The organism is Streptococcus sp. HF-1907, assembly GCF_015594605.1.
Classification (GTDB): Bacteria; Bacillota; Bacilli; order Lactobacillales; family Streptococcaceae; genus Streptococcus.
On the sequence record NZ_JADNQT010000019.1, the window covers coordinates 18,948 to 33,268 of the forward strand.

Below are 14,321 nucleotides of genomic sequence, written 5' to 3' on the forward strand. Positions count from 1 at the left end.
ATTTCAATTATCTCTTCATTTCCCACTCACTCTTCAGCAAGCCATATCTCAACTCATCACAGCGATTGCCTTGGGCATCTTTCCGATCCCGGATGCGAGCTTCAAGAGTAAAGCCAAGTTTTTCCGCAACTCGTTGACTTTGGACATTGTAGCCAAAGCAGACCAGTTCAATCTTGTGAAGGCCTAAATCTTTAAAACCTAGGTCAATCAAGGCACGCGCCGCTTCTGGGACATAACCTCGTCCCCAATAGTCTGGGTGTAAGGTGTAGCCAATCTCCAATACATCGTCTTCGTGGCGATGATTGAAATCAACAGATCCGATGACCGTATCCGTCCCTTTGACCACAATGCCATAGCCTGCTGGGAGGTTGTCTTTTTGATTACGCTCAGGGAGGAGATGTTCTAAATAATAGATTTCCTCTTCGAGGGTCTTAACAGGTGGGAAACCTGCTGGGTAGGAGACTTCTGGACGACTAGCGTAGGCGTAGATTTCCTCCGCATCCGCCACTGTACGGACTCGTAAGACGAGTCGCTCCGTTTCGATTTGTTCAGGTAACTCAGCTCTTGTCATCTTTTTTCCTCGCTTTCTTGATAAAGCTTCCCATGGGGTCAACTCGGTCATCTAGATAACGGTAAACACGCTGATGGCCGTCCCCCATAAAGTAAGTTGGAGCAAAGCAGTCATTTTTAAAATGGCCTTTATCGTCCAAGAGTTCTGGATCAGCCAGCCGATCAAGAATCTTAGCAAAGGTATGACAGATACCATCTTCCTCAATAATTCTGTCGACCTCACAATCCAGAACGACTGGACAGGCATTCAGGATAGGTGCTTGTGTCAAATCAGAAGGTTGAAAATCTATGCCGAGTTTAGCAATCTTCTCACGACGACTAATAAATTCAGCCTGCTCCATCCTCAGCATAAAACTTTCATCAGGAATATTCACTGTGAACTTCTGATAATGCTTAATCTGGTCTGCCGCATTTTCCTCACTACCAACCCCTATAACGAGCCAATCTCCTAGACTATAAGAAGAACTACAAGTCGTCACATTATAGCCATAGGTCTGGTCCTGGTAACCCAAGATAAAAATGGGAAAACCATAGTACAATTTACTGGTCTCAAAAGATTGCTTCATGTCACCCTCCCTTGATAGGAACGTAGACCTCGCTTTCGCTCCGTCTGAATCAATATCTCTAAATTCACCTGCGACCTTCGGTCTTGGTTCTTTAAAAGCTATAAAAAATCCCTGCCATAACCATGACAGGGACGAATATGTATCCGCGGTACCACCACTGTTTCAGACGTCGGGCGTCTGCTACTCATTTCTTTGATTGTGACATCAGCAACCAGCCTTGACATTTGTGCGGATTTCTCAGCAACACCGCTTCCTGTGACAAATGGAATTCAAAACACCTCTGAATGGTCTTATTTTAACAAAAATCAGGGCAGAAAGCAAACCATCAATTTCACTTTCTTGCAATCATCTCATTCACTAACCTCTCCTCGGTGGCTCGGACGAGATGTGGTCAAACAGTGACAAGCTGACAACAGTTGAGACGGCTTCTCGGAAACTCTAGGCAAGCTGGCAACACGTGAGACAGGTTTCCTAGAACTTTAGGCAACTTGTCTGCAATGCTGACAGCCATTGAAAAATGTGCGGGGGGCGGCAAAAAATTTGACGGGCTGAACCTAACTTGCGGCTGGTTGTCATAAATTTTAACGTTCTGCCACAGATTAAAAATATCCCTTTGGAAAATAATTATTATAATAGCGAACGGAGTGAGCCTTCCCGGATACTTTCGCCGTAGTGGTATTCTTAGCAACAACGAAGATGTTGCTAAGAACGAGATTTTCGAGACTGTGGGTTCGAAAATTAGCAATGAAACTCCGCTAGGAGTTTGCTTGCGTCCGCACTATTTAAGAAAGTATCAAAATACCAATTTTAATTTAACATAAAAAACCAACCCACTTAAACAAGAAGTGAGGTGGTGCCAAATGGCAATTGTTACTAAGCTTTAAAGCTGACGCCGTTTTCCTCAAGTTTCTTAACAGTAGCTGGGCCAATGCCTTTGAGGGCTAAGAGGTCTTCTTTGGTTTTCTGTTTAAAATCGACCATGGATTGAATACCCGCTTGGTAAAGCGTTGCAATTAGGTTGGCGCGGATGCCTTCAACCGCTCCAAGGGCTGAAAATTCTTCCAAGCTCAATACGGCTGCGCTCTGCACTGCTTCTTTTGCTGGACTTGTCTCTTTGACCGTCACAGTCGTCTTGATAAGACCCTGACGTTTAAGTCCTCGTTTGTATTCTTTCTTGCGATTTTTTACTTTAGCCACGAAAATCCTCCTCTTTTTTAATACTTTCTCTCACCGAATAGGCCGGCTGGCAGGTCGTGGAACCCTTTACCTTCATGATAATTGGCAAATTTTCCTTGTAAGAAACGATAAGCATCCAACTTGCTTTCGTAGCGGATGTATGCATCAGCTGCGCGCTCATCCTTGTCCTCTTCGACAATCTTTTGCGCTTGTTCCATGGCCACATTGTTAACCATGATTTGAGTGTTGACCCACTCTTCAAAGTCTTTTAAAAATTCTTGTTCGTAAGACATGGTATCCTCTTTCCTTTTGATATCTTCAACATTATAGCATACTTGAAGGGCTTTTGAAAAATAGCAGAGCTATTTGTATGTGTCAAGATATTTTTCTTGCCACATTGTCACTTTCATGGTAATATAGATAAGTAATCGCCGCTATAGTTAAATGGTATAATAGAGCAATGGTAATGCTCCGTTCCGAGTTCGATTCTCGGTGGTGGCAGAGTCAAGAGGTTGGGTTTTCCAGCCTCTTTTTTGTCAGCTCGATAGCCTTGTAAAATCAAAATAGTCTCCTCACATAAGACTATTTTGATTCACTTCTGCCAAAAGTGAACGCGAATACTACTATTTTGACTCACTTCTGGGAAAAGTAGCTCCGTTACCGCGATTGACGTTCCACTTCTGAGAAAAGTTGGCCCGTTAACGCGGTTTGCTCTCTTCATCAGAAAATGAAAAAGGCATGTCTCCCATCGGTCCTATCGAATAGAGGAAACATACCTTATAGATTTCATTTAGTGAGCTTCAGCTGGGCTAGAACTTGCTGGCAGTCTGCTTGGTTCTTGACAATATAGACCTGACCAGAGAAGTCTGCCAACTTTTCTTGGATTTGCGGATTATTTTTCTTAGGAAAATGCCATATGAACTTGAGAAAGTCCAGATAGTCCTTGTCAAAGCGCTCGCTAAATGCGGCTGGCATCTCAGGACGACTGGCACGGTTCTTGCGAAAGGACAGCGACCGCCTGATGACCCGCCACAAAGCCTTCCAGACCGGCACTTGAAACCAAACCACCACATCAGCCTCAGCCAGACGCAGATCCAAACTGCCATTATAATTGCCATCAATGACCCAGTCCTCCTGCTGACTCATAAAGGTTTTGATGTTTTGGGTAAATCGCTGCGCGGCCTCGTCCGAATAATCATCAGCATGCCAGAGCGTATCCAAATGCAAGACAGGCAAGCCAAGCTGCGCCTCCAATTGACGAGAAAAAGTCGTTTTGCCCGCCCCAGAACTGCCAACTAATAAGATTTTCATGCTCCACTCCAATTATTAAATCATTTTCTATCTTACCATAACCAAGCAAAAAAGCAAGGCAAGCTGCCCTGCTTTCATACTTAATACCATTTTGTCAGTGTTGAGCTGATGATGGATAAGCATCCGACTAGTAGGGCGATGAAGAGACTCAGTTCCCATTCATGGAGGGGGGAGCCTGTAGTCATCCAACGCCAGATGCAAAGCGCTAGCCCAGTTACTAGAAAGACAGATATAAACGTTTTGAGCTTAGTCATCACTTCTCCTTTTCAGCTCAGCAATATTCATCTACAGCCGTTTGTCCTGCAATGCGACCAAAGGTGAAGATGTCGGTTAGGGAGTTTCCGCCCAGACGGTTGCCGGCGTGGAGACCACCTGCCACTTCACCCGCTGCGTAAAGACCGGGGATGACTTGTCCAGCCTCGCTGATAACATGGGTTGTGGTGTCAATCTTGAGTCCGCCCATGGTGTGGTGAACAGCTGGCTTACGAGGGGTTGCGTAGAATGGCGCCTTTTCACACTTGAGGTCAAAGCCACCCTTGTCAAATTCAGGATCGTAACCCGCATCAACGTAAGAGTTGTAGTTCTTGATAGTTGTCACGAAGGTTTCTGGGTCAACGCCGATTTGCTTAGCCAGACCTTCCAAAGTATCATCACAGAAGAGGGTTCCTGCTGCCACTTGACGGTCAAGCGATTCTTGAGTGGTGTTGTAAGCAGTATTTTTAATATTTTCATCCGCAATGAGATAGAAAAGACCACCATTTTCAAGTGCTGCCTTGGTGAGCGTATCACGGCCAGCGTATTCATCTACAAAACGCTTGCCTTCTTGATTGACCATAATATAGTTCATTGGTGGACATTGAATACCTGAGAAGAGGGCACCGGTATTTGGGTCAGAAACTGGCATCATTTGGGTGAAGCCCATGCCGACAAGGTCTGCGCCGACAGATTGACCTAGGATAATACCGTCACCTGTGATAGCTGGTGAATTTGAGGTCTTGATGTCATCGTCAATTTTAGTCCAGTAAGTGTTATATTTTTGCAGCATCTTGGTATTGGCACCGAAACCTCCTGATGCAAGCACTACTGCATTGGCATGAACCGTGATAGTTTGACCATTACGTCCGGTCGCGATAACACCTTTGACCTGACCATTTTCCACAATCAATTCCTTAACAGGAGAATCCGTCACAATTTGCCCACCTTGCTCACGAACATAGCGGTCAAGTACTGAAATGTAAGCATAGCCCATTGGCACTTTAGGCTTGTGACCACGACGCCAGATGGCACCAACTGGCATGGTCACTTCAGAATGGTCAAATTCCACACCAATAGTTTCCAACCAATGCACAGAATCCAAAGCGTGCTCTGTCAAGATTTTCACCAAGTCGTAGTTACCGTGAATCTCATTGCCCTTAAGGTCCACGCGCTTACCACCAAGATAAGTTTGGATGCGGTAGAGAAGTTTAGAATCAAACAAGAAAGTCGGATCCTTGAGATATTCCTTGACTTGAGCCTGAAGAGCCACAAAGTCGTCACGGTATTCAGGGTCAATCTTTTCAAGGTCTGTTGCGATGAGTTCTTCAAGGTTATGGGCTTCGCCAGGATTTACGGCAAAGCCTTTTTGCCAGTCAGGATCTGGCGCATTCATAGGACCACCAGCACGGACCGTATTTCCGCCTAGCGCTGGGAATTTTTCAAGGACGATGACTTGTTTACCTTCTTGAAGAACAGCTGCTGCAGCTGCAAGCCCTGCACCACCACCACCGACAACGACGACATCGGTTGTATAGTCTTTATCTTCATGGTCAAGGGCAGAAGGTGCTTTTGGACGTTTTTTGAGGACGTCTGGATTAGCGCCAGCCAATTTAACCGCACGCGCAACTCCGTCAAGGACTCCGTTTGAAGTTACTGATGCACCAGACACAGCATCGACATTAAGGGTTTGCCCTTCGATGATTTCGTTAGGAATGCGAGTGAAGACAATATCTGAAATCCCAGAAGTTTCCCCAGAAGAATCGATGTCAATTTTTTCGATTTTTTCTTCAGAAAGAGTGACCGCCATTGGCAATTTACCATTGTGCCCTTCAGTAGTCACTTGGTAAGTACCAGGTTCAAACTTGATTTCCTCTGGAATGTTCAATTGATTAGCCACTTCCACAAAACGAAGGAAGCGGAAGAAACATGAATCAAGGAAATCAACTGTGCGTTCGTCTTTGAGGTCACCATTGGCATCAAAAGCCTTAGGCGCAAAACCAAGCAAGAACTCGCTACCAGGCATGACCGTCGCATTGACACCAGGGGCATCTAAGATTTGACGCAAGTGCAACTGTGCGCGAGAAGACCCTTGTTCAGAATAAGACGCCCCAACAATCATGACAGGCTTCCCGTCAAGCGGATGAATATTGAAAGACAACCATTCAAGCAAGCTATTCAAACTAGACGGAATGGTGTGATTGTGTTCAGGCGTCGCAATAATCACCCCATCGGCTTCCGTGATTTTTGCATTGAAGTTTTGGATAACGGCAGTGCTGGTTTGGTCATCTGTTTCGTTGAACATTGGTACACCAGCAATATCGAGTACTTCTATCTCTGCCTTATTAGCAAAATGCTTAGCCATAAAATCCAAGAGCATGCGGTTATAAGATTTTTTGGCATTGGTTCCAACAATCGCTACTAATTTCATCTACTTGTCCTCCTACTCTTCTACTTCCCAAGCAAAGGCTTTTTTACGGTCCGTGTCAGCCTGCTTGACCAATTGATTAGTCAAGGTTACAAAGTCTTGGAATTCTGCAAAATGTTCTTCCAGCTCTGCAACCTTATCTGCATCATTCAAGTTAAAATCATCATCCAAAACTTGTTCAGAGTGACCCAGCAAGAACTCCGTTCCAGGCATAACACGCGCCTTCAATTCAGGTGCATCTAGGATTTGACGCAAATGCGCTTGCGCACGAGAAGTCCCAAGAAGACCAAGCGAAGCCCCAACAATCATAGTTGGTTTGTTAATCAAAGCACGACTGGTATAAGCAATCCACTCAAGAGCACTTGAAAGCGGCGCTGGAATGGTATGGTCGTACTCAGGTGTCGAAATAATGACCCCATCTGCCTCAGTAATCTTCTGACTAAAAATAGCCACTTCTGCTGGTGCTATCTTATCTTCTGGCTCATCAAAAGCAGGTAAATCCTTAATTTCGAGAACCTCAATATCAGCCTTATCCGCAAAATGCTTAGCCATAAACTTAAGCAACTTACGGTTGGTTGAACGACCTGAATTGGTCCCAACAATTGCAACTAATTTCATATTGTTACCTCTTTCACATTGTTTACTACAATACGATTATACTACTTTTCTATTTTTTGTAAACGCTATCTCTTATATATTCAAACAATCCTATTAGTTTTTAGAACAATTGTATAATTTTTGAGAAAATTTCAATGATTTTTTCAATTTATAGCTAATTATCGTTGACATCGCTTTCAAAACTATGATATAGTCTTTGTGAAAAAACAAACAAGGAGTGTTTTCTATGACAAAAGAAATCAATCGTTGACAGGTTATCATTGCATCTACCGCCATCCTACTCGTCACCGGTGCTGTTTATGCCTTCAGCGTCTTTGCTGGACCACTCAGTCACCAAACTGGCATGACCATGCCTCAAATCATGCTAGCCTTCACCCTCAACAATGCTATCGGACCAATTCCTATGATTTTCGGTGGTTACTTGGTCGACAAAGGCTATGTCAAATGGACTATCGTCTTAGGAGCTCTGCTATTTGCCGGAGGCTTCTTCCTCACTGGCTACGCCAATAGCCCTGCCATGCTCTATCTTACCTATGGTTTGATTGCTGGGCTCGGTCAAGGTTTTGCCTACTCAGGTGCCCTCAGCAATACTATCCGATTCTTCCCGGACAAACGTGGACTAGCATCAGGTATCCTAACCGCAGGAATGGGCTTCGCTGCTGTCATTGCCTCTCCAATTGCTAGCCACCTTATCCAAGCCCATGGTGCTAAATTCGCCTTCCGTGCTATCGGACTTGCCTACATTGTCATCGTTCTTATCGCAGGTATTTTCATCAAACCAGCACCTAAAAATTACAAACCAGCTGGCTGGAAACCTGCCACTAACCAACAAAAAGCTATGGAGAACAAAACTTGGAAAGATATGCTCAAAACACCAGTCTTCTACCTTATCATATCTATGTTCTTCATCGGTGCCTTCTCAGGTCTTATGATTGCCTCTCAAGCAGCAACCATCGGACAAACCATGTTTGGTCTATCAGCTGGAACAGCAGCCCTCTTTGTCAGCCTTTATTCAATCAGCAATTCAAGCGGACGCTTCATCTGGGGAGCTGTCTCTGATAAAATCGGACGCAGTAAAACCCTCATGATTATCTATGCCGTTGTAGCTCTTGCCCTCCTCACCCTAAACCTCGTCCCTGGCCAAATCGGATTTACCGTTGGTATCATTGGACTTGGTATCTGTTTTGGTGGTGTCATGGGTGTCTTCCCATCAATCGTTATGGAAAATTATGGTCCAGCCAATCAAGGTGTCAACTACGGTATCGTCTTCACAGGCTATTCACTTGCTGCCTTCTTTGCACCACGACTTACCATTAAAATCGCTGGCGCAAATAACGGTAACTACAGCCAAGCCTTCTATCTCGCCATTATCCTAGCTATCATCGGCTTTGCCCTCACTGTTATCTACGACAGACGCCACAAAGCCTAAGAGAACAAATACAATTACTAAACCTGCTGACTCAAAGGTCCAGCAGGTTTTTATGTTATAATAAGGTCATCACAAAGAGGACAATTTATGGCAAATCAGCAATACATTAAGGACAATCCCTCGGGTTTTCCCTACCAATACTATCGAACCCATCTCACAGACAGTCAGCCCGATACCATTTACCACTGGCATGAAGATTTGGAACTCATCTACGTCCATAAAGGCAGTGCCCGTTATCATATTAACGGACACCATTTCAATAGCCAAGCCGGCGATATCATCATTATTCAATCCGAACATATGCAGTCCATCCACCCTCTTCCCCACAAGGAGCAGGATAGTGAAACTTTTCGGATTCATTTGAACCACATCGGCAGAGCTATCATTGACGAATACAGCCAGCGCTACCTTCAACCGTTGCAAAATGGGCATTTTGAACTGACACCACTCATTCAAGTAGACATGCCTGGTTATCAAAAGCTTAAAGATTGCCTCCTTGCCATTTTTAATTTGGTCAAGGAAGAATCCCTCTACTATGATATCCTCCTCAAGTCAAAACTCCACGAATTTCTCTACTATCTTTTCAAATATCGCCACGTCAACCGCCACTATACTGATGACACTTACCAAAAATACCAAAAGCTCAAAGAACTTATCGACTACATTAACCATCACTATCAGGAGTCACTCAGCATCCCTCATTTAGCTGATACTTTTGGCTATAGCAGAGCTCATTTTATGACAGTTTTTAAGCAGCATACTGGCAGTAGTTGCCTTGATTTCATTCTCCAAGTCCGCCTTAACAAAGCCTGTGAACTACTTTTGCAGACTACGATGCCTATTCAAGACATTGCCAGCCAAGTTGGCTTTAATAACCTGTCCAATTTCAATCGCCATTTCAAGCACTACCTGCAACTAACTCCCAAGCAATATCGCAAACAGTTCAACAAAACAAAACCTTCCTGACAGCAAGTCAAGAAGGTTATTTCTATAAATCAAATTCATGCGGTAGCAAAATCGTCTCAATCCCCAAGTCGTCCACAACATGAACTGTTTCAGGATAAAAGGGGTCAAAGGGTGTCTTATAATCAAAATCAATGACAATCTCATGCTCACTATCCATATAGCGAAAGCGCAAATTATCTCTGTGATTGACCAAGTGAAAAGTCAGCACATCATCCAAAGGAACAACACCTTTCAAATAATTATCCAACAAATCCCAAAAAGTATCAATAATCTGATGAGGCAAACTGGTCGCAATACCAAAACTAGCATACCTCTCTCTAGTTTTATCAAATGCCACAAGTTTCTCCTTTCATCAGACCAAAATCAGCCATCCCATCTTCATTTTAATCAAGAAGATTTCCCTACTGACTATACTGTAACCAAAATCGGACAAAAATTCAATTATTATGATTGACCGAAATAAGTACTAAAGCACCCTCACCGGGTGCTTTTCAACTTTACCTATTCTTCAGTTCAAGATAACGTTTGTACCAAATGTTAATGTAGGCTTGAGAAAACGGACCTTTCCCATTGTTAATCCAATCAACCAAAATCTTGACATTTTCCTTTAAAATATAGTCAATATCTGGCGAGTAACCCATTTCTTTCTTGTGCAATTCATACTCATCAACATCCAATAGACGCTTTTCGCCATCCGCAAAAACCTTAACATCTAAATCATAATCGATGTATTTGAGAGCCTCCTCATCCATGACATGTGGACTTGCAAGGTTACAATAATAAGAAACACCATTATCTCTGATCATAGCAATAATATTGAACCAATATTTTTTATGAAAGTAAACAATCGCGGGCTCACGTGTGACCCAACGTCGCCCGTCACTCTCAGTTACCAATGTGTGATCATTAACACCAATAACAGCATTTTCAGTTGTTTTTAGTACCATAGTATCGCGCCAAGTGCGGTGCAAACTACCATCATGCTTATAACTTTGAATTGTAATAAAGTCGCCTTCCTTAGGTAATTTCATGGCTTACCAACTTTCTACAATTAAAACTTATCTATGATAGTTTATCATAATTTTCTGAAAAAATCACGATTTTAAATCAATTATCCTACAAATATTCCCTCAAAGCGGACTTAATATCATCAAAACCGAACCCTTTTCTCATTAAAGCCTGGATTAGTCGTTGTTTCAAATCATAGCCCTCATATTTACGGCTATATTTTCGATACTGCTTGTCTAATTCCTTATAGATTAGTTCTTCTTCCAACTCATCATCTCGCTCAATCGCCAAGGTTTCTACAGCAAGTTTAGATAGTTGATAATCAAAACCCTTATTATTTAAAAATTGGATAATCTTATCCTTGAGAGCACGGTTGGGCAATTTAGTCTGGTACTTTTTATACAATTTCTGCGCCAGCTTTTGCCCCAAATCCGTAAAATCATACTGCTCCATAATCGGCTCAATGATGCTAGATGAAATCCCACGCTGCATCAACTTCTGCTTCAAAACAAAAGGCCCCTTATCACCCGAACTAAGATTTTGCTCAATAGTCAGCTCCACCAAGCGTGACTCATCTATCCACTTGTCATCTTTCAGTTGTTTGATAATCTCTGGAATGAGTTTGTCATCAATCTCATGCTTCTGCAGATAGTCACGAACTTCCTTGGCCGTCCTAGGCTTAAAGGAAATGTGGTAAAGTGCTAGATTTTTTCCGTAAGACAACTTTGCAAACTGCTTGATATCAGCAAGCTCTTCCTCACTGATGACCATCTGTTTAGACAGCATAAAATGAACAATGGTATCCTCGGTCACATAAAGACTGTCAGCACCGTCCAATTCCACCTGATACAAACGCTTTTTCTTCTCAATTTTGGTTATTTTCATAGTTTTTATTATAACAAAAATGATAAAATAGAAGCAATAAGAAGATGAAGTGCCCGATGACTGATAAAATTATTTCACTTGGTGATTTCCGCAAGAAAAAAGAGGACTTTTCAGAAGATTCATTTCCAGATTTTGATGATATCTTTGGCGATATTTTTGAAGAGGATTTTGACGATGAACTGCCCTCTGAAAATCCTTTCACGATTGGGGACAATCTGCCTCTAATCGATAGTATTTACCAAGAATATCTTGATTCTAAGCGACTTTTGGAAAATGGCAGAGCTGCTTGGCTGGCTCAAGGACCTCACGGCTGGTTAAATCTTGATGAGCGTGACTACTTAGCACTGGCCTGTAATCATGCCACTATCGCTAAGCAAATGTGCCTCTACGACCAAGCGCTAGCTATTTTCCAAGAAATCTACCAACTTGATACCAACGACCCTCTAAAACTACGCTACCAACTGATGGCGACTTACCTACTCAAACAAGATTGGCAGGCACTTCAAGCCTTCTTTGATAGCCAAGACTATTTTGCCGAAGACGAAGGAATGCTGGTTTATATGACGATTGCAAGCCTTTTTCAAGATAAGCTTGACGCTACAAAAGACTACTTAGACCGTATCATCAAGACAAATGCCAATATGAAAGACATCCTCTTCAATCCAGAATCGGCTGTTCAAGAAATCATTTGGTTCACCGATTCCCAAAGCTATCTCTCTTTCTCACGCGAATCAATCCTCGTTATGATGGCAAAGCTATCGCCAGTCATGACCTCAGCCTTCCCGTTCATCCTTGGTAGCCTGCGCCAGCTTCTTTTTGCCAATCAGACCTTTATTACTGATAGCCACCTAAATAGCCGTCAGATTGACGACCTTATGGAACTTGGCTTCTACACTATCCAAGACCTCTCTCAACTAAGCGAAAAAGATTTTCTTGCCCTTCCCGGTTTTGGAAAAGCTGCGCTAGCAAAGATTAAACAAGATGGAGCACTCTTCAAACAATGAATTTAACAATCAAACAACGTATTCCGCTCAAAATTAAACGCATGGGAATCAACGGTGAAGGCATTGGTTTTTATAAGAAAACCCTTGTTTTCGTCCCCGGTGCGCTGAAAGGTGAAGAGATATTTTGCCAAATCACCGCTATCAAACGAAACTTCGCTGAAGCTAAAGTCCTAAAAATCAATAAAGCTTCAAAATTTCGCGTCCAACCAGCCTGTCATATCTATGAAGAATGTGGCGGTTGCCAAATTATGCACCTGCGTTATGACAAACAATTAGACTACAAAACCGACATCATCAAGCAAGCCCTCAATAAGTTTAAACCACAAGGCTATGAAAACTATGATGTTAGACCAACACTAGGCATGGACAACCCAAGTCATTACCGCGCTAAACTCCAGTTTCAAGTAAGACATTCCGGAGGCAGCCTTAAATCTGGTCTTTATGCGCAAGGTTCCCATAAACTCATTGATATCAAGGACTGTTACGTACAAGACCAAACTACTCAAAAAATTATCAATAAGGTCACTGATTTACTAGCAAAATACAAGCTTCCAATCTACAATGAACGTAAAATTGCGGGTATCCGTACAGTAATGGTTCGACGTGCCCAAGCTAGCAACCAAGTCCAACTCATCTTTGTTACCAGCAAAATCATTGATTTAGATGATATCGTCATCGAATTGATTAAGTCATTCCCAGAAATCAAGACTATCGCCCTTAATCTTAATACTAGCAAATCGAGTGACATTTATGGCGAACAAACCAAGATTATCTGGGGACAAGATAGCATTCAAGAAGAAGTTCTGGATTACAGTTTCTCCCTATCACCACGAGCATTTTATCAGCTAAATCCACAGCAAACCCAGATACTCTACACCGAAGCCGTCAAAGCTCTAGACGTTACAGAAAATGACACACTCATCGATGCCTACTGTGGCGTTGGGACAATAGGCTTCTCTTTTGCCAAAAAAGTCAAGGAAGTCCGAGGAATGGATATCATACCAGAAGCCATCCAAGATGCTCGGCATAACGCAAAATTAATGGGCTACACCAACACCCACTACGAAACAGGCAAAGCAGAAGATATTATTCCAAAATGGTATGAAGAAGGATTCAAACCAACTGCCCTCATTGTTGACCCACCACGAACAGGCTTGGATGATAAACTACTAAAGACCATCCTCCAATCAAAACCAGAAAAAATGGTATACGTCTCATGCAACACCTCAACCCTAGCAAGAGACCTCGTCAAACTAAGCCAAACCTACACCGTCAACTACATCCAATCCGTCGACATGTTCCCCCACACAGCAAGAACAGAGGCTGTGGTGAAACTTACCATAAAATAAAAAACTTACCTAACTCCTTTGTAAAAAAATCCAAACTGAGATGCTTGTTTGGATTTTCTTTTCCCCTCCATTATTATCATCACACGTTATTTATGGAAAAATGACTTAGAAATCACAGAATGGCTTGAGATATCAAACTCTTGACAAATATCAGTAAGAGAGCCTTTGCTATCAAGATAGTCGAAAACAGCCTGTCCCTTCAACTCAGACGAATAGTTTTTCCAAATCCTAGATTCCCTTAAGCCATCAATGCCAGACTTCTCATACTTCATTTTTCAAAATTGGATGGTTTGTTTACTGACTTGATACTGTTTACTAAGCTGGCCAACTGACTGCTCTTGATTAAGTAATAAGTGGACAACTTCTAATTTCTCTTCTACTAATTTTGGACTTCTTTTGGACATACGAAAACTCCCCTTGTAGCTTTTAGTAAATTTTGTTTTTTCACCGTCCACTATAGGGGGGAGTATATCAAACTCTCTGATAAACACTTTCATTCACGAACCTTTAGGCAACCTTGACTCCGAAAGAGATTGTTAAGAAAATTCTAGATTTATCGGACGAACTCCGCTATTATTATGACTTGTATCAACTCCTCTTATTCCATTAAAAAATTGAAGCCAAAATGAAAGAAGCGCTGACCTCTCAACGCTTCAAAGTTCTATATGACTCCGGCAGTAGGACTCGAACCTACGACATCATGATTAACAGTCATGCGCTACTACCAACTGAGCTATGCCGGATAATGGCTAAGCGACT

16 protein-coding genes, 2 tRNA genes and 1 pseudogene are annotated in these 14,321 nt (G+C 42.6%); 6 read left to right on the forward strand and 13 right to left on the reverse strand.

The annotated features are described in order from the left end of the window. Positions 1-7 precede the first annotated feature (7 nt). From IYQ92_RS08985 to IYQ92_RS09000, 4 genes are all read right to left on the reverse strand, one after another. Positions 8-571: a GNAT family N-acetyltransferase gene (locus IYQ92_RS08985; protein ID WP_195676336.1), complete on the reverse strand. Its 564-nt coding sequence runs from the start codon at positions 569-571 to the stop codon at positions 8-10. Then, positions 558-1,136 (reverse strand): flavin reductase family protein, encoded by a 579-nt coding sequence (locus IYQ92_RS08990; protein ID WP_195676337.1) that lies wholly within the window; start codon positions 1,134-1,136, stop codon positions 558-560. The genes IYQ92_RS08985 and IYQ92_RS08990 overlap by 14 nt, the downstream gene beginning before the upstream one ends. Before the next feature lie 873 nt (positions 1,137-2,009). Continuing rightward, on the reverse strand, positions 2,010-2,333 hold the full coding sequence (locus IYQ92_RS08995) for a helix-hairpin-helix domain-containing protein (protein ID WP_195676338.1): 324 nt from the start codon (positions 2,331-2,333) through the stop codon (positions 2,010-2,012). A 17-nt stretch (positions 2,334-2,350) separates the two neighbouring features. After that, complete coding sequence (locus IYQ92_RS09000) at positions 2,351-2,605, reverse strand: DUF1912 family protein (protein ID WP_195676339.1); 255 nt, start codon at positions 2,603-2,605, stop codon at positions 2,351-2,353. Positions 2,606-2,742: 137 nt separating this feature from the next. Between IYQ92_RS09000 and IYQ92_RS09005 the strand changes: the two genes are divergently transcribed. Then, a tRNA-Thr gene (locus IYQ92_RS09005) sits at positions 2,743-2,813 on the forward strand. 285 nt (positions 2,814-3,098) lie between these two features. Here IYQ92_RS09005 and IYQ92_RS09010 read toward each other — a convergent pair. The 4 genes from IYQ92_RS09010 to IYQ92_RS09025 form a co-directional block, all read right to left on the reverse strand. Beyond that, complete coding sequence (locus IYQ92_RS09010) at positions 3,099-3,623, reverse strand: AAA family ATPase (RefSeq protein WP_195676340.1); 525 nt, start codon at positions 3,621-3,623, stop codon at positions 3,099-3,101. An 80-nt stretch (positions 3,624-3,703) separates the two neighbouring features. Beyond that, the gene (locus IYQ92_RS09015; RefSeq protein ID WP_195676341.1) at positions 3,704-3,877 is read right to left on the reverse strand and encodes a hypothetical protein; all 174 of its coding nucleotides are present in this window, start codon (positions 3,875-3,877) and stop codon (positions 3,704-3,706) included. A 17-nt stretch (positions 3,878-3,894) separates the two neighbouring features. Next, positions 3,895-6,306: a flavocytochrome c gene (locus tag IYQ92_RS09020; protein WP_195676342.1), complete on the reverse strand. Its 2,412-nt coding sequence runs from the start codon at positions 6,304-6,306 to the stop codon at positions 3,895-3,897. Positions 6,307-6,318: 12 nt separating this feature from the next. Then, positions 6,319-6,921 carry an NADPH-dependent FMN reductase gene (locus IYQ92_RS09025; protein ID WP_195676343.1) on the reverse strand — a complete coding sequence of 201 codons (603 nt, stop codon included), beginning with the start codon at positions 6,919-6,921 and terminating at the stop codon, positions 6,319-6,321. A 256-nt stretch (positions 6,922-7,177) separates the two neighbouring features. Between IYQ92_RS09025 and IYQ92_RS09030 the strand changes: the two genes are divergently transcribed. Both IYQ92_RS09030 and IYQ92_RS09035 read left to right on the forward strand, forming a co-directional pair. Continuing rightward, entirely contained in the window at positions 7,178-8,350 is a 1,173-nt protein-coding gene (locus tag IYQ92_RS09030; protein ID WP_324253080.1) for an OFA family MFS transporter, read from the forward strand. Between the two features lie 87 nt (positions 8,351-8,437). Continuing rightward, positions 8,438-9,316: an AraC family transcriptional regulator gene (locus IYQ92_RS09035; protein ID WP_195676344.1), complete on the forward strand. Its 879-nt coding sequence runs from the start codon at positions 8,438-8,440 to the stop codon at positions 9,314-9,316. Between the two features lie 22 nt (positions 9,317-9,338). Here IYQ92_RS09035 and IYQ92_RS09040 read toward each other — a convergent pair whose 3' ends face one another. The 3 genes from IYQ92_RS09040 to recX all read right to left on the reverse strand — a co-directional run bounded on the left by IYQ92_RS09040 (position 9,339) and on the right by recX (position 11,209). Continuing rightward, complete coding sequence (locus tag IYQ92_RS09040) at positions 9,339-9,653, reverse strand: DUF960 domain-containing protein (protein ID WP_195676345.1); 315 nt, start codon at positions 9,651-9,653, stop codon at positions 9,339-9,341. Between the two features lie 160 nt (positions 9,654-9,813). Further along, positions 9,814-10,347: a DUF402 domain-containing protein gene (locus IYQ92_RS09045; RefSeq protein WP_195676346.1), complete on the reverse strand. Its 534-nt coding sequence runs from the start codon at positions 10,345-10,347 to the stop codon at positions 9,814-9,816. An 85-nt stretch (positions 10,348-10,432) separates the two neighbouring features. Next, entirely contained in the window at positions 10,433-11,209 is a 777-nt protein-coding gene (gene recX, locus IYQ92_RS09050) for a recombination regulator RecX (RefSeq protein ID WP_195676347.1), read from the reverse strand. A 56-nt stretch (positions 11,210-11,265) separates the two neighbouring features. Between recX and IYQ92_RS09055 the strand changes: the two genes are divergently transcribed. Further along, on the forward strand, positions 11,266-12,213 hold the full coding sequence (locus tag IYQ92_RS09055) for a hypothetical protein (protein ID WP_195676348.1): 948 nt from the start codon (positions 11,266-11,268) through the stop codon (positions 12,211-12,213). After that, the gene (rlmD, locus tag IYQ92_RS09060) at positions 12,210-13,562 is read left to right on the forward strand and encodes a 23S rRNA (uracil(1939)-C(5))-methyltransferase RlmD (RefSeq protein ID WP_195676349.1); all 1,353 of its coding nucleotides are present in this window, start codon (positions 12,210-12,212) and stop codon (positions 13,560-13,562) included. The genes IYQ92_RS09055 and rlmD overlap by 4 nt, the downstream gene beginning before the upstream one ends. A 275-nt stretch (positions 13,563-13,837) precedes the next feature. Here rlmD and IYQ92_RS10390 read toward each other — a convergent pair whose 3' ends face one another. Beyond that, positions 13,838-13,966 (reverse strand): ArsR family transcriptional regulator, encoded by a 129-nt coding sequence (locus IYQ92_RS10390; RefSeq protein WP_229311367.1) that lies wholly within the window; start codon positions 13,964-13,966, stop codon positions 13,838-13,840. A 69-nt stretch (positions 13,967-14,035) separates the two neighbouring features. Here IYQ92_RS10390 and IYQ92_RS09065 point away from each other — a divergent pair. Next, positions 14,036-14,169, forward strand: a pseudogene (locus IYQ92_RS09065) (ISL3 family transposase); the annotation flags it as partial. A 62-nt stretch (positions 14,170-14,231) separates the two neighbouring features. Here IYQ92_RS09065 and IYQ92_RS09070 read toward each other — a convergent pair. After that, positions 14,232-14,305 (reverse strand) — tRNA-Asn (locus tag IYQ92_RS09070). Between the last annotated feature and the right edge of the window lie 16 nt (positions 14,306-14,321).